We start from the raw sequence: 23,067 nt of genomic DNA on the forward strand, positions 1-23,067 counted from the left end.
TGCGTGAGCGTCCATATCAGCGGCTCTGTGCCCGGCGCGTAAGGCCGTTGGGGGCGAAATCCTTGTCCTCGAGCTTGATCTTGAAGTCGCTGATGCGGTCCTCGTTCTGCAATGCGGTGACGAAGTAGCGGCCGCTTTGCAGGTCATAGATGATCTCCGGGATGCCGGTGACCGTCGGTACGAAAGGCACGGTCAGCAGCTGCGCTTCCTGCACTTTCCACAGCTGATCGCGGTTGTCGTAGCAATCGACCACGGCCACGGCCCAGCTGTCTTCGTCGACGTAGAAGCGGCGCTTCTTGAACTGGTGACGCAGCCCCGGACGCAGCGTGGCCTCGACGATCCAGACGCGGTGCAGCTCGTAGCGCGACAGGTTCTGGTTGATGTGTCCCGGCCGGATGATGTCCTTGTACTTGATCAGCGGCGCATTGATCAGGAAGGAGTTGTACGCAATGAACATCTCTTTTTTGCCGACCAGTTTCCAGTCGTAGCGGTCGAGCGCGCCGTTGAACATGTCGACCTGGTCGTTGAACTGCTCGCCGTCGGTGCCGATGTAAGGGTTGTCGTAGCCGACATCGGGCGCACGGTTCACGCGGCCCAGGCCCGGGTTGTAGATCCAGGCGTCGCGGCCGCTGCCACCGGCGCCGGAGGTTTCGTGCACGAGCAGCAATTGCCCGGCCACGCGGGGCGGCGACAGCACTTCGGAGAGGTAGTACAACAGGATCTTGGTGCCGGGATTGGGTTCCTCGAGGTTGGCGTATTTGAACTTCACGTCCTCGATCAGCTTGCTGATCTTGTAACTGCCGTCGAGCTTGACGATCGCCTGGTTGTTGAAACGGCGCACTGCCGAGCCGCGGAAGCGCATCTTGTGGTTCCACAGCACCTCGGCGCCGCTCTTGGGGATGGGGAAGGGGAAGCCGAGCACCGCGCCTTCGACCTCGTCGGTGCCCTTGAGCACCGCCGTGGACGCATTCTTGATCGTCGCCTGCTCGATTTCCGGCGGAAAGAACGCGGTGCGCAGCGTCGGATAGACGATCATCTTGTAACCGGGGTACTTGGCGAACATCGCCTTGTGCCCTTCGGTCAGCTTGTCCGCGTACTGGGACATGTTGTCCTTGGTGATGATAAACAGCGGCGCTTCGTATTTGCCGCCGCCGCCGATCTGCTCGCGCTGCTTCTGCGCAAGCGCCCGCTGTTCCGGAGGCAGCTTGGAGATGATCGTGTCGATCTGTTTCTTGATCGTCGGATAGTCTTCGATCTTGAACGTATCGAGGTACTTGAGCAGCGCGTCGAAGTCGGCGGGATTTTTGGCGCGGGCTGCCTCGAACTGCTGCCGTACGTCTTCGAGGCTCTGCGGTGTCTGCGTGCGCACGACCTCGTCGAAATACTTGCCGCCGACCCATTCGCCAATGGTGCCGTCGGCATTGCCGGCGCGCACGGCGCCGATCGGCGTGAGTTCCTTGCCGAGTTTGGCCACCTCATCCGGCGATGCCTTGGCCCAGGCTCCGGCATTGATGCCGATGCCGGCCGTCGCGGCCAGTGTCAACCACCATCCCGTCTTACGCATGTCGTATTCCTCGCTGCTATCTCATCAAAGCGCGTGCCGCGACATGCACCGACGCTGCCGTGCCGTTGCCTGCCGCGGTCCTGGGCGCCTACTCACCTAGAACGTATAAAAAACCGCAAAACCCGCAAAATCCCGGTCACGATAGCCGTTGACCGTGCCGCCACCCGTCCAGCCCTGGTAGAACAACTGTGCGCCGAGCTTCTGCGTAATTTCGATGTCGGTGGCGATCTGCCAGAGCTTGGTGCCCTCGATGAAGTTTTGGGCAGGCGTGATGGCGATGCCGTTGATGTCGTGCGACCACACCAGTTGCGGCTTGAAGGTCCAGCCGAACAGGAGCTGGTTGTATTCCATGCGCATGATGATGCGGTAACCGGCGGCGAATTCGTCGGCAAAGCCCTTGCGCTGCTGGGTCGGGTTCAGGCGCTGCGTGGGTTTGGTCGTGGCCGGATCGGACCCGGGCGGATCGCCGCTGCCGTCGGCGCCCGGGCTGTAGTGCGTGTTGTTGTAGTCGCCGCCCTCGAATTGCAGGACGTCGCGGTCCGGCATGTCGAGTACCCAGGTGAACCCGGCTTCGGTGATCAGCTGCACCTGATCGGCGCCGATCGGGTTTTCGCTGCTGCCGAAGATACGGATGCCGGTGAGGTCGACCTGCATCACTTGCAGGCGTTCGTAACCGCGGATGAGCTGGTTGGGCTGCACCGTGTCCCAGCCGCGGTAGGCTTTCAGATAGCTCGGCACGGCCCGGTCGCGCGGCGGCAGGGCGAAATCGTTTTCGGGGTTGGCGATGAGCTGGCTCAGCAGATCGAGGGTGCGTTCCGACGTCAGCACGGCCAGGGCCGTGCCCGGATCGAGCCCGGCAGCGATCAGGCTGGCCGGATTGAGTTGGCCGACCGTGCCCAGGCCGAGCAGGATCTCGTTCTTGGGCAGCGCCGGCTGTAGCGCGGTGAAGCCCACGTCGGTGATGTGGATTTGCGCGGGCAGGTTCGGCCGGTACGACACCTCTCCGGCGAGCGACCACTTGCCGACCGTGGTGTTGAAGCTTGCGCCGTACATCTGGATGTCCTCGGGGTAGTCGAGGAAGATGCGGGCGCTGTCGATCGGTAAGGGTTCAAGGCCGTCCGGCGTCAGTTTCATGCCGCGGCAGTCCACCGTCGCCTGCAGCACGTCGGTGGTCGTGTCCTGGATGCAGGTGTGATCCGCCGCATACATGCTCAGGTACGGCAAGCGGCTGTGATAATTGAGCGCGTAAAAGCTCAGCTCGGTGCTGATGTCGGCGAGATAAGTCGTCAGCTTGAAGCCGAACTGGCCGCTGTCGCGGGGTTCGCCTTCGTGCTGGGCAACGGGCACGGTCACCGAGGTCTCCGAGATGTCCTTGGCGATGCCGGGCAGGCGCTGCCGGCGATCCGGATCCTCGTGGAACTGGCCGAGCGTGAACATCGCGTAGTTCTGCCCGATGACGTCGAAGGGCGCAAAGAAGCTACCGCCCTTGGGCACCTTGACCCCGCGCCAGCCGAGCAGGTAGACCAGGTCCAGCGTGATGCTGTCAGACAGCGCCGTCGACAGCACCGCCGCCGGCGTGGTCTGGAACACCGCGGCGATCTGGGTGCCCGGCTGGTACAGGTAGCGGGCATCGGGGGCGTTGATCTCGTTGATGCTGTTGAGCGCGATCAGGGTCGATTCGCCCCAGCGGATCTGCTGGTAGCCGATCGCCGCGGCCACTTCGTGGTCGAAGACGTCGAAGACGCGGCTGACCAGCAGATTGCCGATCGTATAGTCAAAGCCGACGTTTTCCTTCACGGCGCGGTCGCGCGGGGTACGCCGCGGCTGGTATGTCGTATCCGGATGGAATTCGTCGAAGTCGTAGTTGACCGGATCGAAGAACACCGTACCGCCGGCCTTGAACGCCCAGTCGCCCCAGCTTGCCGACAGTTCGCTGCTGAGCTTGGACACGGCGGCGACGAGGTCGCCGGGGTCGTAGTTGAGGTTGCCGTCGTCCTTGTTGATGGCGAAATAGGCCCCGGGCGCGGCGATCAGCTTGGCGTTGGGGTTGGGATCCTCGTTGAACGACAGGCAGGCGTCGTCGACGCCGGTGCCGCACAGCGTGGGGTTGAGGTTGTTCTTGTCGATCATCCGGTTGTCGCGCCCATCGACGCGCCAGGATGCACCGAGCGAGATGCGGGTGCGCACACTGCCGCTGATTTCGCCGTACTCGAAGTCGATGGCGACGGCCGGTCCGCTGGCGAGCGCGACGGCAAGGCCCAAACCCAACAAATCCCGTTTTTGCATCGTGTCTCCTCAGCTATCTCAGGTTCGGACGATCTGGCCGTCCGATGACCCCCGCCGCGATGGTGATCGAATCACTATGACATCGTTCAATGACACTGTCATCCACCGATGGCGAGGATTCTACGCCGTTGCCGCGACGCCGCGCAGTGCTTGATTGAGATGCTGCACGACGGCGGGACCCAGACGTTCGGCCACGCGTGCCGCCCGCGTCTGGACGGCGGCATCCATGCGCGCGACCAGCGGCAGCAGTTGTGGATAAAGCCCCTTGCGGTCGGCGGCGAGGATCAGCGCCTCGAGCACACCGTCGTCGGCCAGCGCCGGTACGTGTGCCAGACGGTCGTGATGCGCGGCATCCATCTCAGCGACGATCGGCAGCAGCCATTCCCACAGGTCCTGCGCCTGCGTGCGCTCGATCAGGTGCGCAAGATGGGCGTCGTCGAGCGCGGCGGCGATCGATGCCACGCGTCGCCGCTGCTCGGCAGGAATGGCGTTGATCAGGGCCAGCGCTTCGGCCCAGAGGGCGGCATCGTCGTCGAGCGCGGCGACGATCATGTTGCGCAGGCGCGTGGCGGGAAGTAGGTCGATGACCGCGCCGAGCGCCGCCGGATCCTCGACGAAAAAGCCGATCCGCAGCAGCACGGTATCGTCGCGCAGCGCCTCGATGATGCCGCGCAGCGCCGGTTGCGGCAGACAGTCGACGAAACGCGCCATCGTGATGTACTCACGCCGGCGCGCCAGTTCCAGCGCCACGGCGACTACGCGGTTCACCGGCACATCGGCGATCAGCGCGCGTACCTGGCGCGGGTCGAGTTCGATGCACACGTCGGCGAGAAAGCGGTCGTCCAGACGCGTGGCGATGTCGGCGGCACGCTGGGCCGGCAGCAGGCCGGCGATGCGTGCACACAGCAAAGGCCCGAGCGCTTTTTCGGCGATCAGCGCAGTCACTGCGGCGGGCAGCAGCTTGCTCGACGCGGCCAGGCGCTGGAACAGATCGCGGTCGGCGTCGAACAGCGTTGCGGTTACGTGCGCGCGCAGGGCGCGCAGTGCCATGACATCGAGCTTGGCGAGAAAGCCGAGCCGCTCGGGCGTCGTGCGCAGCAGCCGTGCGAGTTTGAGCAGCTCGGCCTGTTGGGCGAGAGTGGCCATCTGGATCAGGGCGACAGGATCTTGCGCACGGCACCGCGCAGCAGCAGCGGGACATGGGTCAGCGCAGCATCGAGGGCGTGCCGGAGTTGCTGCTGCTGGTGCCGGCGGGCCTCGCGGATCAACTGGGCAAGGGTGTCGATCTGCGCATCGTCGAGTGTATCGAGCGCGGGCATCGGTCGGCCACGCAGCTCGGCGGGCAATGCGCGCGGTTTTGACATCGGCGGCTCCTCCAGTGATCGCGGCAGCGGATGCGGCGGCTACGCTTGCATCCGCCGAGCCTAAGACGGCGCCCGTGTATCGTGCATTGACCGTAGGGCAGACCCCGATGTCCGCCTGGCCGGTCGGCTCAGGCCGATGGCGACTGGCGATGCTTTTCCCGGTATTGCACCGGCGTCATTCCGCACCAGCGCTTGAACGCGCGGTAGAACGTGCTCGGCTCCGAAAACCCGGTCAAGTAGACGATGTTGTCGATCGGCTCGTCGGTGCGCGCGAGCAGCCGGCGCGCCAGGGCGTAACGGAAATCGGCGACGATCTGGCTGAAGCTCGTGCCGGCGCGCGACAGCTCAAAGCGCAGCCGCCGCGGCGGCAGACCGACCTCGCGGGCCACGTCTTCCAGGTCGCAGGATTCCAGTTCCAGCCGCTGCGACAGGACGGTGCGGATTTTTTCGATCAGATCACGTCGGTGCAGGTCGGACAAACGTTTTTGTGCGAATTCTTCGTGCAGCCTGAGTAGATCCGGATCCCAGCGCGGCGAGCGGTATTCCAGCAGCGCGGGGTCGAACCAGATCTCGCTTTCCGAGCCGTCGAAGGCCACCGGGCAGCCGAATACCGTCTCGTACTCCGTCTGCGGACTGCGCCGGCTGCAGCGCAGCTTGATGCGCAGCGGCGCGAAACGACCTTCGGTGACCGAGCGGGCAAACTGGATCAGCTCGTAAACCACGCAGATTTCGGTGTGCCGCAGCTGCGGCGCATCCAGGGTGCTGCCGATCACGCCGATGCGGGCGCCGTCTGCGTCGTGGATCAGTCGCACCGACAGGGCGTCGCTGACCAGACGGACGTATTTGAGCGCACGCAGGATGCCCTCGCCGAAGGTCGGGCTGCTGAACATCAGGTATTCGAGCACTTCGCCGCGGAACAGCGGCAGGTGCGGGCACAGATGCAGGCCGATGTCCGGATCACCGGAGACCCCCTCGACGACCTGCCAGAACAGCGCCTGTTGCTGGTGTGGGGTGCGCAGTTCTTTGAGTGGCAGCTTTTCGGCATCGTAGCCCAGACGCGTGTAGATCGCGTTCACGTCCAGGCCGGCCTTGACCATGGCCTCGTGTACGACCAGCAGAAACTGACCCGAGTCGCGCATCGCCCTGTCGCCTTGTTCGCTTGATCCGGTGCGTCGGCTGCTTAGTTTGCCGGAATGACAGTATGCGGTCATGGCGCGGTCAATTGGCGGATCCGGTTTGTGGTGTTACCTTGGGCAAGGGCGCAGGGGATGGGGATACCGTTGTCGGCGCCCGCCAAAGCCGCCATGACCCATGAGCGGCGGTGCTTTGTGCGCCAGCCGCCCGCACCTGCCATGCTGGACGTCGCCGCCGATCCCTCGATCTGGAAAACATTGAGCATCCCCGTGGTCGCGGGCTTCGTCGGCTGGTCGACGAACTGGCTTGCGGTGTGGATGACCTTCCATCCGATCGAATTCGTCGGCATCCGCCCGTACCTGGGTTGGCAGGGGATTATCCCGTCGAAGGCGCGGCGCATGGCGGGTCTTGCCGTGCAGTCGATTCTCTCCAAGCTGATTTCCCAGCGCGAAATCATCGAAGTGCTCGATCCGCGCAAGCTTGCCGCCCAGGTGGTCGAATCCTTCGATCCGCTGCTCGAACCCTGGGTCGATGAACTGATGCACGAGCACTACCCGGTGCTCTGGGACAATCTGCCGGTGTTCGTGCGGCGCCAGGTCTATGCGCGTGTGCGCGCGGAGCTCCCCCGCCGCGTCGATGCCTTGATGCAGGACATCGCCCTCAACATCGACCATCTGCTCGATCTCAAGCCGATGGTCGAGGATCATCTGGAGCGCAACAAAGCCCTGCTCAACCGCATTTTTCTCGAATGCGGGGCGCGGGAGTTCCGCTTTCTCGTACGCTCCGGCTGGTGGTTTGGGGCATTGTTCGGCGTGATCCAGGCGCTGCAGTGGCATTTCTTCCCGGTCTGGTGGACGCTGCCGCTGGCCGGGTTGATCGTCGGCTATGCCACCAACTGGATCGCGTTGAACCTGATTTTCCGGCCGCTCGAACCGGTGAAAATCGGACCGGTCACCGTGCAGGGTTTGTTTCTCAAGCGGCAGAAGCAGGTGTCGGAGGCATTCTGCCGCATCGTCATCGAGGAGATCGTCACGCTGCCGCGGTTGATCGACGCAATGCTCAACGGCACGTACAAGGAGCGTTCGCGCGCGCTGCTGCGCCGGCACGTCAAGCCGCTGGTCGATCACGTCGTGGGCGGTCTGGGTGGGGTGACCAAGCTCGCGGTGCAGACCGCGCTCGGGCCCAGCGGATTCGCCCAGATCAAGGAGTCGGTCGCGAACAAGGCCCAGGCCGAGGCGCAGCTACCATTCGAGGATCGGGATTTCCTGCGCGACCGCGGCGCCGAGATGCAGCAGGTGATCCAGTCGCGCATGGAGAAGCTGCCGCCGGCCGAATTCCAGGATTTGCTGCGACCCTGCTTCCAGGAAGACGAGCTCAAGCTGATTCTCGTGGGCGCCGCGCTCGGTGCCGCCGCTGGGTTTATGCAACTCATTTTGATCTTTGCCGCCTGATGCCGATGTCTGATTCCGATCCTGGGTTCGACGAAGGCGCCGTCTCCTTGCGTGCGCGCCTGCGCGAATTCAGTCGCGGGTTGTTCGATCTGCAATTCCAGCAGCTGCTGGCGCCGCGGTTGCTGCCGACGATTTATCTGCTGGCCATTGCTGCCTGTGCGGGCGCCGTGATCCTGCATGCGATCGAGGGTTTCGCACGCTCGCCGTGGCTCGGCACATTCCGCCTGCTCGTGGTCGCCCCGGTCGGGTTCATCGTTCTGGTCACGGTGGTGCGGGTGACCCTGGAGTTTCTGCTGGTCGTGTTCCGCATCGCGGTCAATGTCAGCGAGATGGCCGGGCACACCGGCGACATCGCCAGCGGTTTGCCGCGCATTCAGTTCTGGCGCGGGCTGCTCGGCGGGGACAAAGCCGGCCATCGTCGCCGCGAGAGCAGGCGTTGATCGCCGCTTTGTGGCGGCGACGCAGAAGCTTTGTTGCGCGACGTCGTTATGGCCTTGGACTTGTGTCCGGAAGGCCGCGCGCGCTGGTGGCGTGGCGCGGTATCTGCCAGGGGCGCGCCAGGGCATAGCGCCGGCAGCGTGGGTCGAGCACGTAGGTCTGCGCCGGCAGATGGCCTTGCGCGCAGCGCACCTGCACGCAGCGCCGCAGGTAAAAGTCGTCCTCGTAGCGGTCGAGGCGGCGCAGCTCGCGCGGGCTGACTTCGATCAGCGCGCCGGGCGTCTGTGCCGCCGGATCCGGCAACAGGCCCGGGAAGCGTTGGCCGCGCAAACTGCAGCGGCGGTAGCCATCGAGCACTGCAGGGCGATAGGCCGGCGTGCGGCCGAGCACCGCGCAGGCGACCGGTCCGACCAAGAGGCTGCCGTAAACGAAAAGCCTGATCCGCCGCATCAGCGCTGCAGGGGATGTTCGCCACGCGCCCAGGCGAGGGCGTCCTCGAGCCGGTCATTGCCCCAGAACAACTCGCCGTCCACGAGAAAGCTCGGGGCACCGAACAGGCCCAGGGCCGCGGCGCGCTCGGTCTGCGTGCGCAGGCGGCTTTTCAGGGGGTCGGTTTGCACTGCGGCGATCCGGGCTGGGGCGCTTTCGCCGCAGGCAGTCAGGCAGTCGGCGACGACACGGTCATCGCCGATGTCGCGGTCGTGGGCAAAGTTCGCCGTGAACAGCGCGCACACAAAACGCGGGACCCAGGGCTCGTCCTGGAAGGCGCAGGCGATGCGGGCCCCGAGCACGCTCGTGCGTGGAAACGCCGACGGCTTTCGAAAAGGAATGCCGGTGCGCGCGCAGATACGTTCGATGTCACGCCACATGTACCGCCCCTTGGCCGGGAACTGTACGAAGGGCGAGCTGGCATATCCCTGTGCCTGGAACAGCGGTCCGAGCAAGAAGGGCCGCCACAGCACCCGGACACCGGCAGAGCGCGCCAGCTGCTCGATGCGCAGCGCCGCCGGGTAGGAGTAACTGCTGGCGAACTCAAACCAGAATTCCAGACAGCAACCTGCCACGGTCGAATCGTCGAGACCAAGAGGGGGCGCAGTGTACCCCGCGTCGCCTGGGCCGTGCGGGGGCTGTGCTTCCGACTTACCGCGCAGACGCGCGCGTGCTTCGCCGCGGCCAATGGCGCGTCTCTGGCGATCGGCCAGACTGGTGGTGTTCTACGGTTCTTTCCGGATCCGATTCCGAGGTCAGAAATGCCGGCTTACAAAGCTCCGCTGCGCGACATACGCTTCCTGCTCAACGAGGTGTTCGATTACCCCAAGCATTACGCCGGGTTGTCGAACGGCAAGGATGCCGATCCCGACACCGTCAATGCGATCCTCGAAGAGTGCGCCAAGTTCTGCGAGCAAGTGCTCTCGCCGCTGAACCGTTCCGGTGACGAGGAGGGCTGTCATTTCGACAATGGCACCGTGACCACGCCCAAGGGCTTCAAGGAAGCCTATGCCGAATACGTGGCCGGCGGCTGGCAGGGGCTTTCACACCCGACCGAATACGGCGGTCAGGGCATGCCGATGTCGCTCGGCGTGATCAAGACCGAAATGCTGGGTAGCGCGAACTGGTCGTTCAACATGTACCCCGGGCTTTCGCTCGGCGCGATGAACACGATCATGCAATACGGCGACGCCGCGCAGAAGGCGTTGTACATGCCGCCGCTGACCGAAGGCCGCTGGACCGGCACGATGTGCCTGACCGAGCCGCAATGCGGCACCGACCTCGGGCAGATCAAGACCCGCGCCGAGCCGCAGGCCGATGGCACGTATCGCATCACCGGCACCAAGATCTTCATTTCCGCCGGCGAGCACGATCTGGCCGAGAACATCATCCACATCGTGCTCGCACGCCTGCCGGACGCGCCGCCGGGTACCAAGGGCATTTCGCTGTTCATCGTGCCCAAGATCAAGGTCAATGCCGACGGCTCGCTGGGCGAGCGTAACAGCGTCGTGTGCAGCGCGATCGAGCACAAGATGGGTATCCGCGCCTCGGCCACCGCCGTGCTCAACTTCGAGAACGCGACGGGGTACATGATCGCCGAGCCCAACAAGGGCCTGGAGGCGATGTTCACGTTCATGAACTCGGCGCGCATCGGCACCGCGATCCAGGGTGTCTGCCATGCCGAGCTGTCCTACCAGGGCGCTCTGGCCTATGCCAAGGAGCGCCGCTCGATGCGCGCGCTGTCCGGCAAGAAAGAGCCGGACAAGGTCGCCGACGCCATCATCCATCACGCCGACGTGCGCCGCATGCTGCTGACGCAGAAGGCGATCGCCGAGGGTGGCCGCGCGATGATCTATTTCGCCGCGCAGTACGCCGACCACATGGTCAACGGCATCCTCGAAGGTGACCAGAAGAAGTACAAGTACTGGGACGACAAGCTCGGCTTTCTCACGCCGATCCTCAAAGGGTTTCTCACCGAGATGGGGCTCGAGGCCGCAAACCTCGGTATCCAGATCTACGGCGGCCACGGCTACATCAAGGAGCACGGCATGGAGCAGATCGCGCGGGATGCGCGAATCTCCACGCTCTACGAGGGCACGACCGGCATCCAGGCACTCGATCTGCTCGGCCGCAAGGTGCTGCTGATGACCCGGGGCAAGGCGGTGCGCGAGTTCACTGCGCAGATCGCCAAGTTCGCCGTCGAGCACATGCGCAATGCCAAGCTGCGCCGTTTCGCCGCGGATCTGGCGCGCTATGCCGCGGAGTGGAACGTGCTGACCATGCGTGTGATGCTCGCGGCGCGCAAGGACCGCGATTCGGTCAGCGCCGCTTCCCATCACTTCCTGATGTATTCCGGTTACGTGACCATGGCCTATTTCTGGGCGCTGCAGGCTGCGGTCGCGAGCCAGAAACTCGCGCAGGGCGGTGAAGAGAAGCCGGAGTTTTACAAAGCCAAGATCGCCACCGCGCGGTTTTATTTCGACCATCTGCTGCCGCGTGCCAAGGGCCATGCGACGTCGATGGTCAAGCCGAGCAAGTCGGTGATGAAGCTGCCGGTTGAGGCATTCTCCTTCGATTACTGAGACACTGACGCTGGAAACGTCGAGGGCGCCTGTGGGCGCCCTCGACGTTGATGCGGAACGTCACATCAGCAACCGCTCGGCTCCGGTGAAGTCGCAGCAGCCTTGGATTCGGGCGCAGACGTCTGAGCGTAACGTGCGACCGGACGGAAGGCCGGGTAATAGTACGGATAAGGATAGAAAAAAGGACCGTAGAAGAACGGATCCACGATGTATGTGGCCGGCGGATCCCGACGTTCGCGCCACAGGTAAATGTCCGCGGCCGTGACCTTCGGGTAGGTGTAGGAAAACTCGCCGATCTTGCGCGTCTCCACGCCCGCGAGCGTGCCGACGATGGTGACCTCGCGTCCGGGCTTGAACACCTCGGGATCCTTGAAGCCCTTGTAATAGGCCAAGAAGCGCCCTTGCTCCTGGTCGCCCTCGACCGGCCGCCCCGAGTAGTCGAGCGGGCGACCCAGGATTTCGAAGCAGCTCTCCTCCTGCGAATTCTTCATCGACAGAATCGTTCCGCCCCAGCGGACCCGGCTCGGCGTGGTCGCGGTGTCATTGCGCTGGTTCTGCGCGACCTGCTGGGGAGTGAGTTCGGCGAATTCGCCACGCAGCACAGCCGGTGTGGCGCAGGCGCTCAAGAACAAGGCTGCGAACCCGGCGGCGATCATCGATTCAAACCGCATGTGCATTCTCCGGGGGGATATGGAGACGAAGGACACCGGCGGGGGCGGGGGCGACCAGCATACGCGCTGGGGATCGTCGGGCAGGGTCTCTGTTCCCTGGAGCGTGTGGACCGCAATCCGCCACCGGCCGTCGGTCCGTGGATGTTGTAAACGGGCAGGCATGAACCGGCTCTGAACGCGGGGCTTGGGCGGTACCGGCGGTTCGTGCGCCCCGATACCTCCGGTGGTCGGGTACGGCCTTGAGCGCCGGATCGGCCTGCCGGCAGCATCGCGGTCACGGGAGGCGGGAGATGCGCATGGCCGAGGCCGATGTTTCCGAGTCCCTGCTGTCACGGCTCTGGCAGCAGTTGCTCGACGATGCAGTTCGTTTGCCGACGCTACCGGACCTGGCGCTGCGTCTGGATGCGCTGGCCCGGCGCGAGCGGCTCGACGCCCGCCATCTCGCCGACGAAATCCGTAAGGATCCGGCCATCGCCGCGCAGGTTGTGCGTATGGCCAACAGTGCGGCTTACCGCGGCGGCGTTCCGGTCAGTCAACTGCAGGCCGCCGTGACCCGGATCGGTGTCGAGGCGACGCGCCAGCTCGTGTCGGGCCTTGCGCTGCGGCAACTGTTCGCGTCGGCGTCGGTCGTGCTGCAGTCGCGCCTGCACGCGATCTGGGCGGAGAGCCTCGAAGTCGCGGTTTGCGCGCAGCTGCTGGCGCGGCAATGTCGAAGGCTCGATCCGGAAACGGGGTTGCTCGCAGGGCTCGTGCATCGCATCGGCGCGCTGCCGCTGCTGCGCTTGCTCGAGCAGCATCCGGACCTTACCCGCATCCGCCGATGCCGTCGATGCGGTGCTGGCCAGCCTGGGCGGCCGGGCGGGCGAGCTGGTGCTATCGAGTTGGGGGTTCCCGGCAGCGCTGCTTGCAGTACCTGTACGAAGCTTGGAGTTCGGCCGCAGCCATCACGGCGCGGCCGATTATGCTGATCTGGTCGGGGTCGCCGTGCTCGTGCTCGATCGGCAGTACGAAGGCCCCTATTCCGGAATCGACCGCCGCCGCGTCGGAGCCTTCGCCAGGCTCGGTTTCGATGCCGACACAGACTGGTTCGCGCAGCCCGGCTTCGCCGATCAGTACCACGAGCTGCTGGCGGCGCTGACCCACTGACGCGATGCGCGAACCCGCGCCGGGGCGGCTACAGCGTCGCCGCGAGCCGCGACCCCTGTTCGATGGCGCGCTTGGCGTCGAGTTCGGCGGCGAGATCTGCCCCGCCGATCAGATGCACCGGCACGCCGGCGCTGCGCAGTGGCTCGTGTAGCTCCCGCAGCGGTTCCTGGCCTGTACACAGCACGATCGTGTCCACCTCGAGCAGCGTCGGTTTTTCGCGCTTTTCGCCAAAACTGATCCAAAGCCCGCGATCGTCGATGCGCTCATAATTGACGCCGCCGATCATTTCGACCTGCTTCATTTTCAGTTGCGTGCGGTGGATCCAGCCCGTGGTCTTGCCCAGGCGCTTGCCCAGGGTTTCGGCTTTGCGCTGCAGCAGGATCACCTGGCGCGCCGGCGGTGCGATCTGCGGCCGGGCCAGCCCGCTACGCGCGATGGCGGGATCGGTGACGCCCCACTCGCGGTTCCAGCCGGCGGCATCCAGTGTGGGCGAATGTCCGTCGTGGACCAAAAACTCGGCGACGTCAAAGCCAATGCCGCCGGCACCGACCACGGCGACCCGCCGGCCGACCGGTTTGCCCTCGCGCAGTACGTCCACATAGCTCAAGACCTTGCCCCGGGCCTGTTGCTCGGCCTGCCCCGGGATGCGCGGGTTGCGCGGCACAACACCGGTGGCGAGAATGACCTCGTCATAACCGCCGGCGATGAGCCGTTGCGCATCGACGCGCGTGGACAGCCGCACATCGACACCGGTGATTTCCAGCCTGCGGCGGAAATAGCGCAGGGTTTCGTGGAATTCCTCCTTGCCCGGAATGCGCTTGGCCATGTTGAACTGACCGCCGATCGCGTCGGCGGCTTCGAACAGTTCGACGCGGTGGCCGCGTTCGGCGAGCACGGTGGCGGCCGCAAGCCCGGAGGGTCCGGCACCGACGACGGCGATGCGTTTTTTGCGCGCAGCCGGCCGGTAGACCAGTTCGGTTTCCCGGCAGGCACGCGGATTGACCAGGCAACTCGCGGTCTTGCCCTGGAAGGTGTGATCCAGGCAGGCCTGGTTGCAGGCGATGCAGGTGTTGATTTCGTCGGCGCGGTTCTCGCGCGCTTTCTTCACGAACTCCGGGTCGGCGAGCAGAGGCCGCGCCATCGACACCAGATCGGCCTGACCGCTGGCGAGGATGTGCTCGGCGACTGCTGGATCGTTGATGCGGTTGGTCGCGCATACCGGGATGCCGACCTCGCCTTTGAGTTTGTGGGTGACCCAGGCAAAAGCGGCGCGCGGCACCGATGTCGCAATCGTCGGGATGCGAGCTTCGTGCCAGCCGATGCCGCTGTTGAGGAGGGTGGCACCGGCTTTCTCGATGGCCTTGGCGAGCCGGACCGTTTCATCCCAGGACTGACCGTTGGGAATCAAATCCAGGATCGACAGACGGTAGATGAGGATGAAGTCGCGCCCCACCGCTTCGCGCACACGCGTGACGATCTCCACCGGCAGGCGCATGCGGTTCTCGAAAGATCCGCCCCAGGCATCGGTGCGCCGGTTGACGTGTTCGACGAGGAATTGGTTGATGAAGTATCCCTCCGAACCCATGATCTCGACGCCGTCATAGCCGGCTTCGCGCGCCAGGCATGCGCAGCGCACGAAAGCCCGGATCTGGCGCTCGATGCCCCTGGGACTCAGCTCGCGCGGCGTGAACGGCGTGATCGGCGATTTCACGCGCGAGGCCGAGACCGAGATCGGCGTATAGCCGTAGCGGCCGGCATGCAGGATTTGCAAGGCGATCTTCCCGCCCTCGGCATGCACCGCGGCGGTGATCTGGCGGTGCGCGCGCGCCTCCGCATGCGTGGTGAGCTTGGATGCGAACGGAAACAGCCAGCCTTCGATGTTCGGCGCAAAGCCGCCGGTGACGATCAGGCCGACCTCGCCGCGTGCGCGCTCGGCGAAATAGGCGGCCAGGCGGGGGAAGTGCTTGGTGCGGTCTTCCAGGCCCGTGTGCATCGAGCCCATCAGCACGCGGTTCTTCAGCGTGGTGAATCCCAAATCCAGCGGGGCGAGCAAATGGGGGTAGGGAGATGCAGACACCGGCGGCTCCTGGAGTCGTCATGGCACTCTGGGGCGCGCATGGTACTGGCAGATTGGCTGTAATGCCGCTTACCGGCGCGCGCAGGCCGGCCTGCGCTCGGCGACAATGAGGCATCCATTTTGATCTGGAGACAATCGATGCAAGCGCGCGTGCGCGTCGAGGTGGAAGATGGCGTCGCCACCGTGACGATGGACCGGCCGGACAAGCTCAACGGCCTGGATTATGCGATGTTCGCCGGTTTGGTCGATGCGGCCCGGCGGATCGGGCGCGACCGGGCGGTGCGCGCCGTCGTGCTGCACGGTGCGGGCCGCGGCTTTTGCGCTGGACTCGACTTCAAATCCTGGGGCGAACAGCGTCTGCGCATGCTGCACAGCTTCATGAAATGGGGCGTGAAGAAGACCAATCTCTACCAGGAGGCGGCTTATGGATGGCGCCGCCTGCCGGTGCCGGTGATCGCCGCCATCCACGGCGTTTGCTATGGCGGCGGTCTGCAGATCGCCCTGGCCGCAGACATCCGCATCGCCGCACCGGATGCCGAGCTGTCGATCATGGAGGCGAAGTGGGGCTTGATTCCCGACATGACCGGCAGCATCACGCTGCGCGACCTTCTGCCGATGGATCAGGCGCTCAAGCTGACCATGACCGCGGAACGTTTCTCGGGCCTGCGCGCCCGCGAGCTCGGTCTGGTCACCGAAGTCGCCGACGATCCGCTCGGCGCGGCACAGGCGCTCGCGCGCGCGATCGCGGCGCGTTCGCCGGATGCGGTTGCGCTGGCCAAGCGGCTGTTCCAGCAGAGCTGGCATGCCTCCGAGCGCCGCGCCTTGCGCATCGAGAGTGCGCTACAGCTCAAGCTGCTGCTCGGCCGCAATCATCGGGAGGCGGTACGCGCGAACATGGAAAAACGCCCGCCGCGGTTCGCGCCGCGCAGTGTCTGACCCCCGCAGTCAGATGCGGACGGGTGTCGGCACCGGCACACAGGGCACTCTCGCCGTGCGCTCATGCCGATCCGGCTTTGAGCGATGCGGTCAGTTGTTCCTGCGCTTGGTGCCAGTGCAGAACCCAGTCCGGTAGTGGCGGTGACACCGCGTCGTAGCCGCACATCTGCAACACCTTGGTCGGCGGTACCTTGCCGCGGCGGCTGAGGAAGAGATAGCGCACCAGTACGACGGCGCAGACGCGCCCGTTACGTACGAAGCAGTGTTCGCAGAAGAACCATTTCTCGTTCCAGCCGAGCAGGCGCGAGTCCAGCCGGTAGCGTTGCAGCGGTTGCAGCGAGATGCTGAAGCGCGCATTGGAATCGCCTGCAACCGCGCGCCAGCCGTGGCGCAGCGCGCGACGCCAGAGCCCCGAGCGCAGGCCCCAGTCGAGCCGGCCGATGTCGGCGGCGGAGAAGTAACGGCCGTTGTTCATGTGCAGGTTGAAGTCGATCTCACCCGGCATCACGCGCAGCGTGATGCTGCTGGGGTCGAACAGACCGACAGGGCCGCGCAGGCGCCAGCTCAGCAGCACCCAGATCGTTCGCCAGAAACCCACCATGTATGTTTGTCCGGTTGTCGTGGCCGGCAGCTTAGACGGCACAGCGGCAGGGACCATTGGCTGATGCGACGGCGGGTTGCGGCGCTACGAAAGCGCCGGTGTCTGCGCCGCTCGTCGTGTGCGCGCGACCGCTGCCGGTGGCGGTCCGATCAACGGCAGGCTCCAACCGCGCCGATGGTCTGCCGCCCGATGCCGGCGTGCCGTTGAATGGAAGCAGATGAAGCGAAAGCTGTGATCAGTCGCCAGCGCATGTGGAGCGTGTCATGAATGGAACGGTATCGATGATGGCGGATCGGATCGGGCATCGGCGATTGTCGGTACGACGCGTCCGCGCGGCTTTCGTGCGCATGCCGATGCTGCTGCTCTATGGCCTGTTCGGCCTTGCCGGTGCCGCGCTCTGGGTGATCATGCACTTGCCGGTCGGAACGCGCGCGCGGGACACGCTGGTCTATGCGATGGCCGGCTGCATCGGTATGTTCACGCTCGGCTGGCGTTTACTGCGTGCCCAGGCGCGGGCGCAGGACTAGGCGCGGGATCAGCGCCCGGCGGCGAGCGCGGCCTGGGCATCGGCGAGTGCCAGCGGGCGGCCGAAGAAATAGCCCTGGCCATAGCCGATGCCGATGTTCCGGCACAGTGCCGCCTGCTCCGGGGTTTCGATGCCCTCGGCCACGGCATACATATCCAGATCCGCGGCGAGCCGGCCAATCGCACGGACGATGTGCAGGCCGCGTTCGTTCATCGCCAGGTCCTTGATGAACGAACGATCCAGTTTGAGGCCATGGACCGGCAGCCGATGCAGGTAAGACAGCGCGCTGTAACCGGTGCCGAAATCGTCGACGACGAGTTTGCAGCCGAGGCTGCGGCAGCGCGTCAGCAGTTCGACTGCGGTCTCGAAGTCGTCGAGCACCGCCGATTCGGTGATCTCCAGGCGGAGCTGTTCGGGGGCAAGGCCGTTGTCGTCCAGCGCCCGTTCGATCGTCGCGAACAGGCTGCGGTCGCCGAACTGCCGGGCCGAGAGATTGACCGAGCAGAACAGACGTTCTTCGCCGCACCGGGTGGGGCGGTGCACGGCCTGCAGCGTGCGCAGCCCTTCGGCCGCGGCGCGCAGGGTCCAGCGGCCGAAGGCGAGAATCAGGTTCGAATCCTCGATGACCCACATGAATTCGGCCGGAGAAACCGGTTGGCCGCTGCGGTGCCAGCGGACCAGGGCTTCGAAGCCGGCAGTGCAGCCGGCCGCAAGATCGACGATCGGCTGGTAGAACAACTCCAGTTCCCCGCGCTGCAGCGCGTCGGTGAGTGCCTGTTCCAGGCGCAGCCGTTTGACGGCGAGGTCGCGGTCGGCCGGCGCCTCCGTGGGGGCGGACGGGCGCGTGATCGGCAAGGTCTGATGCCCGTCCCCGGCGGTGCCGACCCGCCGCAGCGTGTCGCGCCAACGGCCGAGCGCAACGCGCAACAGATGTCGCAGCACCGGCGATGTGCGCGCGAGCTGGTCGGTCAGGGTTTCGTGCGTGATCACGGTCAGGACCGTCGGTTCGAGGGCGCGCGCACTGGCGCTGCGCGTCTGGTCGCCGATCAGTGCAAGTTCGCCGAAGATCTCGTCGGGGCCCAGGCGCGCGAGGACGTGACGGCCGTCTGGCCGATCGACGAAGATTTCGATCAGGCCCGATTCCACCAGATAGGCTTCGCTCCCACGCGCACCTTCGTGGAACAGCATCTCGCCTGATGCCAGGCGTCGTTGCGTGCCGTTTTCATCCACGTTGAAATCTCCGGTGGAGTCTGGCGTGATTATGATCCCCCGTCGCGGCTGGGTGACCACGGGTTGGGATCGCGGTGCGGAGTGCTGGCGGCGCAACCGATGCGACCCATGCTAGTCCGTGGCAAGCTGCGAGCCCTCGCCGATGCCGAGGATGACGATGAGCAAGAATCTGCAGCAACAATTCGAGATCGCGGTCGAGAAAGTGCGCAATGCGCCAGCCGATGGGCCGTTCAAGCCCGACAACGAATTCAAGCTGCGCATGTATGCGCTCTACCGGCAGGCCACCGATGGTGACGTCCAGGGCAAGCGTCCCGGTATGCTCGATGTGGTCGGCCGGTTCAAGTACGACGCCTGGGCCCGGCTCAAGGGCATGAGCCGGGAAGAGGCGATGAGGCAGTACATCGCCGAGGTCGAGGCCATCGAGAAAAAATACGGTTGACGCGCCACCATCAGCGTGCATCGGCGCACCGGGCGTTGCGCCGTTCGCGCTGACCGCGCCAGTGCCGGAAAGCGGGCAGAGAAAATGCCAAGAATAGCTCGCGCACCCGCTCGACCGGGACTTCCGGATGCTCCAGCCACCAGCGCGACAGCGCCTCGCCGGCCCCGAACAAGGCATACGACAGTGGTTCGGCGGCACGGCGGCCTGCGGGTGTCGGGTCGCCGATCAATTCGGCGATGGTCGTGCAGGCGCCGGCGATCATCTGTGCGCGGAATGCCTGCACGCTGCGCGATACCGGCGAGTCGCAGCCCACCACTTCGTTGAACAGCACCCGCCAGAGATCGCGGTAACGATCGACGAAGCCGAGCAGTGCGCCGATCGCCTGTTCGAGCCGGTATGCCGGGTCGGGCTCGCGGCGGATGCGGGCGACGTCGTCCATCAAATGCCGGCCCGCGCGCTCGATCAACGCTATGTAGAGCCCTTCCTTGGACGCGTAATAGCGGTATAGCAGCGGTTTGCTGATATCCGCTTCGCGGGCGATCTCATCCATCGATGCGGCGTGATAGCCACGGCGCGCGAATACCCGTGCGGCCGCGTGCAGCATCTCTTCCATGCGCTGGTCACGCGGCATGCCGCGCGTGCCCAGGCGGCTGCGTCCGCGCAGCGGCCGGCGCACCTGTGTCCGCTTGCCCCCAGCCATGGTTTGCTGTGAATGGTTGTTGTTGTCGTCAAGGTTCAGCGAGCCATTATCGAGGGGCGCGGCATATGGAGCAGACCTGCGCGCCCCACGAGCTGTGAACCGGATCACAGAACACGCGTGTGCAAGCGAAAGCCGGTGGCGCCCCAGGCCAGGCCAATCAGGCCGTGGAACAAGGTCATCAGCAAGGCATACACCCATTCAAGGGCATTCATCGCGCGGTCTGCATCGCTTGCGAAGTGCTGCAACGGAATGCTGGCCAGGCCGAGTCCGAGCAAGGCGCCGGCGAAGCCGAGCATCGTGCGCCGCAGCCCCTGCGGCAACGGTGCGACCGGTTGCAACAGGGCGACGACCAGCATCTGAGCGAGCACACCAAAGGCGAAAAACACGGTAATGCCGTAGCGGCGCAGCCACTGGTAGATCGTTCCTTCGACGCCGAGGAAGGTCGCATACAGGATCAAGAAGACCGCCGCGATCAGTCCGAGCGTCAGCACCGCAGTGCGCCGGCGGGGGGCGTCCGGGCGCAAGGCTCCCAGCCACAGCCAGGTCAGGCCCCAGAACATCATCAGCTGCGCGGCATGCGGCAGCATCAGCGCACGGAACAAATGGTTGGCCAGCCCATGGCGCCCGGCGCGGCTGATCGAGGTGCAGCCGTCCCAGTAGGGCACGCACCAATCCACGTATCCGGCAGTGGCCGAGACGAAATACGCAAGATGCGCGGCGACGATGGGTATGAGTGCCGTCGACCAGGCGAACCAACGCAGATCCATGCGATTCCCGAACTTCCAGCAGCGCGGATGAGTCAGGATATCCTGTTGGTCCGCGCCTGCCGATCCTGCGAGAGATGCCGATGAAGCAAGCCTGCGTTTTCCTGCTGCTCGCCGTTGTGGCGGGGCCGCTGTCCGCCGCCGAGGGTATGTGGACGCTCGACAACCTGCCGCGCGCGGCGCTCAAGGAGCGCTACGACTTCACGCCAGACGCGCAATGGGTCGATCATGTGATGAAGGCCTCGGTCCGGCTCGCCAGCGGCTGCTCGGGCTCTTTCGTTTCCGCCAACGGTCTGGTGCTGACCAATGCGCACTGCGTGCTCGACTGCGTGCAGGCCTTGTCGGGTCCGCAGAGTGACTATGTCAATCGTGGCTTCATCGCGCACCGGCGGGAGGCCGAACGCCAGTGCCCGTCCGAGGAGCTGAACCAGCTCGAAGCGATCAGCGATGTCACCGAGCGCGTCCGCAAGGCGACGGCAGGCTTGTCCGGCCAGGCCTTCATCGATGCGCGCAATGCCGAGACAGCCCGGATCGAATCCGAGTGCGTCGGTGCGGCTGCGGCGACGCGGCGCTGTGATGTCGTCGAGCTTTACGGCGGCGGGCTTTACCACCTGTACCGCTACCGACGCTATGCCGACGTGCGCCTGGTGTTTGCGCCGGAGTACCGCATCGGTTTCTTCGGTGGCGACCCGGACAACTTCAATTTTCCGCGCTACAACCTCGACATGGGCTTGCTGCGCGTGTACGAGGATGGCAAGCCGGCAACCACGCCGCAGTTCTTTCCGATCCGGCGCGAGGGTGCCGCCGTCGGCGAGCTGGTCATGGTCACCGGGCATCCAGGCAACACCAAGCGCCAGCTCACGGTGGCCCAGCTCGAACGGCTGCGCGATGCCGACCTGATCGACCTGCTCGCCTACTATTCCGAGCGCCGCGCGTTGCTGTGGCAGTACGGCCGCCAGAGCGCCGAGGCAGCGCGCCAGGCGCAATCGGACCTGACCTATACGGAGAACAGCCTCAAGGTGATCCGCGGCCAGCTCGACGCGCTGCTCGAGCCGGCGCTGCTGGCGCACAAGCGCATGGAGGAAGAGCGCCTGCGACAAATTGCCGGGGCATTACAGCCGGACCCGTGGGCGGCGATCGCGCAGGCGCAACAGGTCTACCGCACCTTGCGCCGGCCCTACACATTGCTGGAGAACCGCCGTGGGTTTTATTCAGAGCATTTCCGCATCGCGCGACATCTGGTGCGGGCGGCCGAGGAGCGTACCAAGCCCAATCACGAGCGCCTGCCGGAGTATCAGGACGCGGCTTTGCCACGGCTGCAGCAGACGCTTTTGTCACCCGAGCCGATCTACCCGGCGTATGAAAAAACCAAGCTGGCCTGGTCCTTGACCAAGCTGCGCGAGCAGCTCGGTGTCGACGATCCGCTGGTCAAGCTGGTGCTTGGAAACGAATCGCCCGAGGTGCTGGCAGCCAAGCTCGTCGACGGGACGCGGTTGTCGGATCCGGCGGAGCGTCGTCGGCTGTGGGAAGGTGGTTTCGAAGCGATATCGGCGTCCACCGATCCTTTCATCCAGCTCGCCCGCGCCATCGATGCGCCTTCCCGCGAGTTGCGCAAACGGTACGAGTCGGAGGTCGAGGCGGTCGAAAACAAGCAGGCGGCGACGATCGCCCGCGTGCGCTTTGCGCACGACGGGATGCAGGTCTATCCGGATGCGACGTTCACGCTGCGGCTATCCTACGGCGAGGTGCGCGGCTGGCAGGAAGACGGACGCACGATTCCGCCGTTCACGACGTTCGCGGGTCTGTTCCAGCGAGCCACCGGTACCGATCCGTTCGCGCTGCCGGAATCCTGGCTCAAGGCACAGACCCGGCTCGATGGCCAGACGCCGTTCAACTTCGTTACCACCAACGACATCATCGGCGGCAACTCCGGCAGCCCGATCATCGACCGTGCGGGCCGTATCGTCGGGCTGGCGTTCGACGGCAACATCCATTCCCTCGGCGGCAGTTTCTGGTATGACGAGGCGCGCAACCGCTGCGTGGGTGTGCACAGCGCGGCGATGATCGAGGCGCTCGACAAGGTTTACGGGGCAAAAGCCCTGCTGCGCGAGCTCGTCGTGCAGCCCTGATCGAGCGGCGCTCAAGGCCCGAGGCACGCGTGCCCCGGCCGTGCTTACCTGGAGCTGCGGCGCGCCGCCGGATGTGCCCCGTCGCCGGCGAGGCGCGCCACCTGGTCTCGCACGCGGCTCAGCGCGTCGATGCACGCGCGGATCTCGCGCTGCGTCAACACGCCGAGGATCTCCGCGCGGGTCGCCGCGAGCACCCGTTCGATTTCGGTACACGCCTTGCGCGCTTTGGTAGTCAGGACGATGTGATAGGCGCGTCGGTCCAGCGGATTCTGTCGGCGCTCGACCCAGCCATCGTCGGCAAGACGGTCGATCAGGCGGACGACACTGGGGGCCTCGATCTTGAGCGCGTCGGCGAGCATCGCCTGCGTCATCGGCTCACCACTGCGCAGCAACACGACCAGCGGTTCCCAACGCGAGGCCGACAGTCCGAGCGGTTCGAGTCGGCGGTCGATCACGCCGCGCCATAGCGCCGAAACCTCGCGCACGAGATAACCGAAACGTTGCTCAGGTGTGCTGGCGACCATCATGGGTTATGCTTGC

23 protein-coding genes are annotated in these 23,067 nt (G+C 65.3%); 9 read left to right on the top strand and 14 right to left on the bottom strand.

Translation table 11 applies throughout. The features are described from left to right. Positions 1-16: 16 nt before the first annotated feature. The 5 genes from BMZ48_RS07370 to BMZ48_RS07390 form a co-directional block, all read right to left on the bottom strand. Complete coding sequence (locus BMZ48_RS07370; protein ID WP_234981561.1) at positions 17-1,564, bottom strand: DUF1329 domain-containing protein; 1,548 nt, start codon at positions 1,562-1,564, stop codon at positions 17-19. A gap of 96 nt (positions 1,565-1,660) precedes the next feature. Beyond that, positions 1,661-3,850, bottom strand: a complete 2,190-nt coding sequence (locus tag BMZ48_RS07375; RefSeq protein ID WP_091533462.1) for a DUF1302 domain-containing protein — start codon at positions 3,848-3,850, stop codon at positions 1,661-1,663. Positions 3,851-3,970: 120 nt separating this feature from the next. Further along, on the bottom strand, positions 3,971-4,996 hold the full coding sequence (locus BMZ48_RS07380) for a hypothetical protein (RefSeq protein ID WP_091533463.1): 1,026 nt from the start codon (positions 4,994-4,996) through the stop codon (positions 3,971-3,973). Between the two features lie 5 nt (positions 4,997-5,001). Beyond that, entirely contained in the window at positions 5,002-5,214 is a 213-nt protein-coding gene (locus tag BMZ48_RS07385; RefSeq protein WP_091533464.1) for a hypothetical protein, read from the bottom strand. Positions 5,215-5,342: 128 nt separating this feature from the next. Continuing rightward, a complete protein-coding gene (locus BMZ48_RS07390; protein WP_091533465.1) occupies positions 5,343-6,353 on the bottom strand; it encodes an AraC family transcriptional regulator in 1,011 nt (336 codons plus the stop codon). A 213-nt stretch (positions 6,354-6,566) separates the two neighbouring features. On the opposite strand from BMZ48_RS07390, the gene BMZ48_RS07395 reads away from it, so the two are divergent. Together BMZ48_RS07395 and BMZ48_RS07400 are read left to right on the top strand one after the other, a co-directional pair. Continuing rightward, positions 6,567-7,799 (top strand): DUF445 domain-containing protein, encoded by a 1,233-nt coding sequence (locus BMZ48_RS07395; RefSeq protein WP_091533466.1) that lies wholly within the window; start codon positions 6,567-6,569, stop codon positions 7,797-7,799. 5 nt (positions 7,800-7,804) lie between these two features. Beyond that, positions 7,805-8,239: a DUF4282 domain-containing protein gene (locus BMZ48_RS07400; protein ID WP_159431116.1), complete on the top strand. Its 435-nt coding sequence runs from the start codon at positions 7,805-7,807 to the stop codon at positions 8,237-8,239. Between the two features lie 46 nt (positions 8,240-8,285). Here the strand turns inward: BMZ48_RS07400 and BMZ48_RS07405 are convergent, their stop codons facing one another. Together BMZ48_RS07405 and BMZ48_RS07410 are read right to left on the bottom strand one after the other, a co-directional pair. Beyond that, positions 8,286-8,687 (bottom strand): gamma-glutamylcyclotransferase family protein, encoded by a 402-nt coding sequence (locus BMZ48_RS07405; RefSeq protein ID WP_091533468.1) that lies wholly within the window; start codon positions 8,685-8,687, stop codon positions 8,286-8,288. After that, positions 8,687-9,301: a 2-hydroxychromene-2-carboxylate isomerase gene (locus BMZ48_RS07410; protein ID WP_091533469.1), complete on the bottom strand. Its 615-nt coding sequence runs from the start codon at positions 9,299-9,301 to the stop codon at positions 8,687-8,689. The genes BMZ48_RS07405 and BMZ48_RS07410 overlap by 1 nt, the downstream gene beginning before the upstream one ends. Positions 9,302-9,487: 186 nt before the next feature. Here BMZ48_RS07410 and BMZ48_RS07415 point away from each other — a divergent pair, with 186 nt between their 5' ends. After that, positions 9,488-11,308: an acyl-CoA dehydrogenase C-terminal domain-containing protein gene (locus BMZ48_RS07415; protein ID WP_091533470.1), complete on the top strand. Its 1,821-nt coding sequence runs from the start codon at positions 9,488-9,490 to the stop codon at positions 11,306-11,308. A gap of 65 nt (positions 11,309-11,373) precedes the next feature. On the opposite strand, the gene BMZ48_RS07420 is transcribed toward BMZ48_RS07415, so the two are convergent. After that, the gene (locus tag BMZ48_RS07420; protein ID WP_159431117.1) at positions 11,374-11,979 is read right to left on the bottom strand and encodes a Slp family lipoprotein; all 606 of its coding nucleotides are present in this window, start codon (positions 11,977-11,979) and stop codon (positions 11,374-11,376) included. 296 nt (positions 11,980-12,275) lie between these two features. Here BMZ48_RS07420 and BMZ48_RS07425 point away from each other — a divergent pair, with 296 nt between their 5' ends. Beyond that, the gene (locus tag BMZ48_RS07425; protein WP_159431118.1) at positions 12,276-12,947 is read left to right on the top strand and encodes an HDOD domain-containing protein; all 672 of its coding nucleotides are present in this window, start codon (positions 12,276-12,278) and stop codon (positions 12,945-12,947) included. Positions 12,948-12,963: 16 nt separating this feature from the next. Then, entirely contained in the window at positions 12,964-13,125 is a 162-nt protein-coding gene (locus tag BMZ48_RS13020) for a hypothetical protein (protein WP_159431119.1), read from the top strand. 28 nt (positions 13,126-13,153) lie between these two features. Here the strand turns inward: BMZ48_RS13020 and BMZ48_RS07435 are convergent, their stop codons facing one another. Next, entirely contained in the window at positions 13,154-15,202 is a 2,049-nt protein-coding gene (locus BMZ48_RS07435; RefSeq protein ID WP_091533474.1) for an NADPH-dependent 2,4-dienoyl-CoA reductase, read from the bottom strand. Positions 15,203-15,340: 138 nt separating this feature from the next. On the opposite strand from BMZ48_RS07435, the gene BMZ48_RS07440 reads away from it, so the two are divergent. Continuing rightward, complete coding sequence (locus tag BMZ48_RS07440; RefSeq protein WP_091533475.1) at positions 15,341-16,138, top strand: crotonase/enoyl-CoA hydratase family protein; 798 nt, start codon at positions 15,341-15,343, stop codon at positions 16,136-16,138. A gap of 61 nt (positions 16,139-16,199) precedes the next feature. On the opposite strand, the gene BMZ48_RS07445 is transcribed toward BMZ48_RS07440, so the two are convergent. Beyond that, on the bottom strand, positions 16,200-16,739 hold the full coding sequence (locus tag BMZ48_RS07445) for a thioesterase family protein (protein ID WP_091533476.1): 540 nt from the start codon (positions 16,737-16,739) through the stop codon (positions 16,200-16,202). 263 nt (positions 16,740-17,002) lie between these two features. Between BMZ48_RS07445 and BMZ48_RS07450 the strand changes: the two genes are divergently transcribed. After that, positions 17,003-17,266, top strand: a complete 264-nt coding sequence (locus BMZ48_RS07450) for a hypothetical protein (protein ID WP_091533477.1) — start codon at positions 17,003-17,005, stop codon at positions 17,264-17,266. An 8-nt stretch (positions 17,267-17,274) separates the two neighbouring features. On the opposite strand, the gene BMZ48_RS07455 is transcribed toward BMZ48_RS07450, so the two are convergent. After that, positions 17,275-18,495 carry an EAL domain-containing protein gene (locus tag BMZ48_RS07455; RefSeq protein ID WP_091533478.1) on the bottom strand — a complete coding sequence of 407 codons (1,221 nt, stop codon included), beginning with the start codon at positions 18,493-18,495 and terminating at the stop codon, positions 17,275-17,277. A 157-nt stretch (positions 18,496-18,652) separates the two neighbouring features. Between BMZ48_RS07455 and BMZ48_RS07460 the strand changes: the two genes are divergently transcribed. Next, positions 18,653-18,934, top strand: coding sequence for an acyl-CoA-binding protein (locus tag BMZ48_RS07460; RefSeq protein ID WP_091533630.1), 282 nt, complete (start codon positions 18,653-18,655; stop codon positions 18,932-18,934). A gap of 10 nt (positions 18,935-18,944) precedes the next feature. Here the strand turns inward: BMZ48_RS07460 and BMZ48_RS07465 are convergent, their stop codons facing one another. Further along, positions 18,945-19,634 carry a TetR/AcrR family transcriptional regulator gene (locus BMZ48_RS07465; protein ID WP_159431120.1) on the bottom strand — a complete coding sequence of 230 codons (690 nt, stop codon included), beginning with the start codon at positions 19,632-19,634 and terminating at the stop codon, positions 18,945-18,947. Positions 19,635-19,738: 104 nt separating this feature from the next. Next, positions 19,739-20,401, bottom strand: coding sequence for a hypothetical protein (locus tag BMZ48_RS07470; RefSeq protein WP_091533480.1), 663 nt, complete (start codon positions 20,399-20,401; stop codon positions 19,739-19,741). Positions 20,402-20,481: 80 nt separating this feature from the next. Between BMZ48_RS07470 and BMZ48_RS07475 the strand changes: the two genes are divergently transcribed. Next, a complete protein-coding gene (locus BMZ48_RS07475; RefSeq protein WP_091533633.1) occupies positions 20,482-22,527 on the top strand; it encodes a S46 family peptidase in 2,046 nt (681 codons plus the stop codon). Between the two features lie 44 nt (positions 22,528-22,571). Here BMZ48_RS07475 and BMZ48_RS07480 read toward each other — a convergent pair whose 3' ends face one another. Next, positions 22,572-23,054, bottom strand: a complete 483-nt coding sequence (locus tag BMZ48_RS07480) for a MarR family winged helix-turn-helix transcriptional regulator (protein WP_091533481.1) — start codon at positions 23,052-23,054, stop codon at positions 22,572-22,574. Positions 23,055-23,067 lie beyond the last annotated feature (13 nt).

This window comes from Fontimonas thermophila, assembly GCF_900113085.1.
Classification (GTDB): Bacteria; Pseudomonadota; Gammaproteobacteria; order Nevskiales; family Nevskiaceae; genus Solimonas; species Solimonas thermophila.

Bases quoted from the DNA above. Each gene is read 5' to 3' on its own strand.
- BMZ48_RS07395 (WP_091533466.1), top strand. From the start codon at position 6,567: ATGCTGGACGTCGCCGCCGATCCCTCGATCTGGAAAACATTGAGCATC.
- BMZ48_RS07460 (WP_091533630.1), top strand. From the start codon at position 18,653: ATGAGCAAGAATCTGCAGCAACAATTCGAGATCGCGGTCGAGAAAGTG.
- BMZ48_RS07375 (WP_091533462.1), bottom strand. From the start codon at position 3,850: ATGCAAAAACGGGATTTGTTGGGTTTGGGCCTTGCCGTCGCGCTCGCC.
- BMZ48_RS07380 (WP_091533463.1), bottom strand. From the start codon at position 4,996: ATGGCCACTCTCGCCCAACAGGCCGAGCTGCTCAAACTCGCACGGCTG.
- BMZ48_RS07425 (WP_159431118.1), top strand. From the start codon at position 12,276: ATGGCCGAGGCCGATGTTTCCGAGTCCCTGCTGTCACGGCTCTGGCAG.
- BMZ48_RS07370 (WP_234981561.1), bottom strand. From the start codon at position 1,564: ATGCGTAAGACGGGATGGTGGTTGACACTGGCCGCGACGGCCGGCATC.
- BMZ48_RS07445 (WP_091533476.1), bottom strand. From the start codon at position 16,739: ATGGTGGGTTTCTGGCGAACGATCTGGGTGCTGCTGAGCTGGCGCCTG.
- BMZ48_RS07470 (WP_091533480.1), bottom strand. From the start codon at position 20,401: ATGGATCTGCGTTGGTTCGCCTGGTCGACGGCACTCATACCCATCGTC.
- BMZ48_RS07385 (WP_091533464.1), bottom strand. From the start codon at position 5,214: ATGTCAAAACCGCGCGCATTGCCCGCCGAGCTGCGTGGCCGACCGATG.
- BMZ48_RS07400 (WP_159431116.1), top strand. From the start codon at position 7,805: ATGTCTGATTCCGATCCTGGGTTCGACGAAGGCGCCGTCTCCTTGCGT.
- BMZ48_RS07480 (WP_091533481.1), bottom strand. From the start codon at position 23,054: ATGATGGTCGCCAGCACACCTGAGCAACGTTTCGGTTATCTCGTGCGC.
- BMZ48_RS07390 (WP_091533465.1), bottom strand. From the start codon at position 6,353: ATGCGCGACTCGGGTCAGTTTCTGCTGGTCGTACACGAGGCCATGGTC.
- BMZ48_RS07405 (WP_091533468.1), bottom strand. From the start codon at position 8,687: ATGCGGCGGATCAGGCTTTTCGTTTACGGCAGCCTCTTGGTCGGACCG.
- BMZ48_RS07420 (WP_159431117.1), bottom strand. From the start codon at position 11,979: ATGCGGTTTGAATCGATGATCGCCGCCGGGTTCGCAGCCTTGTTCTTG.
- BMZ48_RS07475 (WP_091533633.1), top strand. From the start codon at position 20,482: ATGAAGCAAGCCTGCGTTTTCCTGCTGCTCGCCGTTGTGGCGGGGCCG.
- BMZ48_RS07415 (WP_091533470.1), top strand. From the start codon at position 9,488: ATGCCGGCTTACAAAGCTCCGCTGCGCGACATACGCTTCCTGCTCAAC.
- BMZ48_RS07440 (WP_091533475.1), top strand. From the start codon at position 15,341: ATGCAAGCGCGCGTGCGCGTCGAGGTGGAAGATGGCGTCGCCACCGTG.
- BMZ48_RS07450 (WP_091533477.1), top strand. From the start codon at position 17,003: ATGAATGGAACGGTATCGATGATGGCGGATCGGATCGGGCATCGGCGA.
- BMZ48_RS07465 (WP_159431120.1), bottom strand. From the start codon at position 19,634: ATGGCTGGGGGCAAGCGGACACAGGTGCGCCGGCCGCTGCGCGGACGC.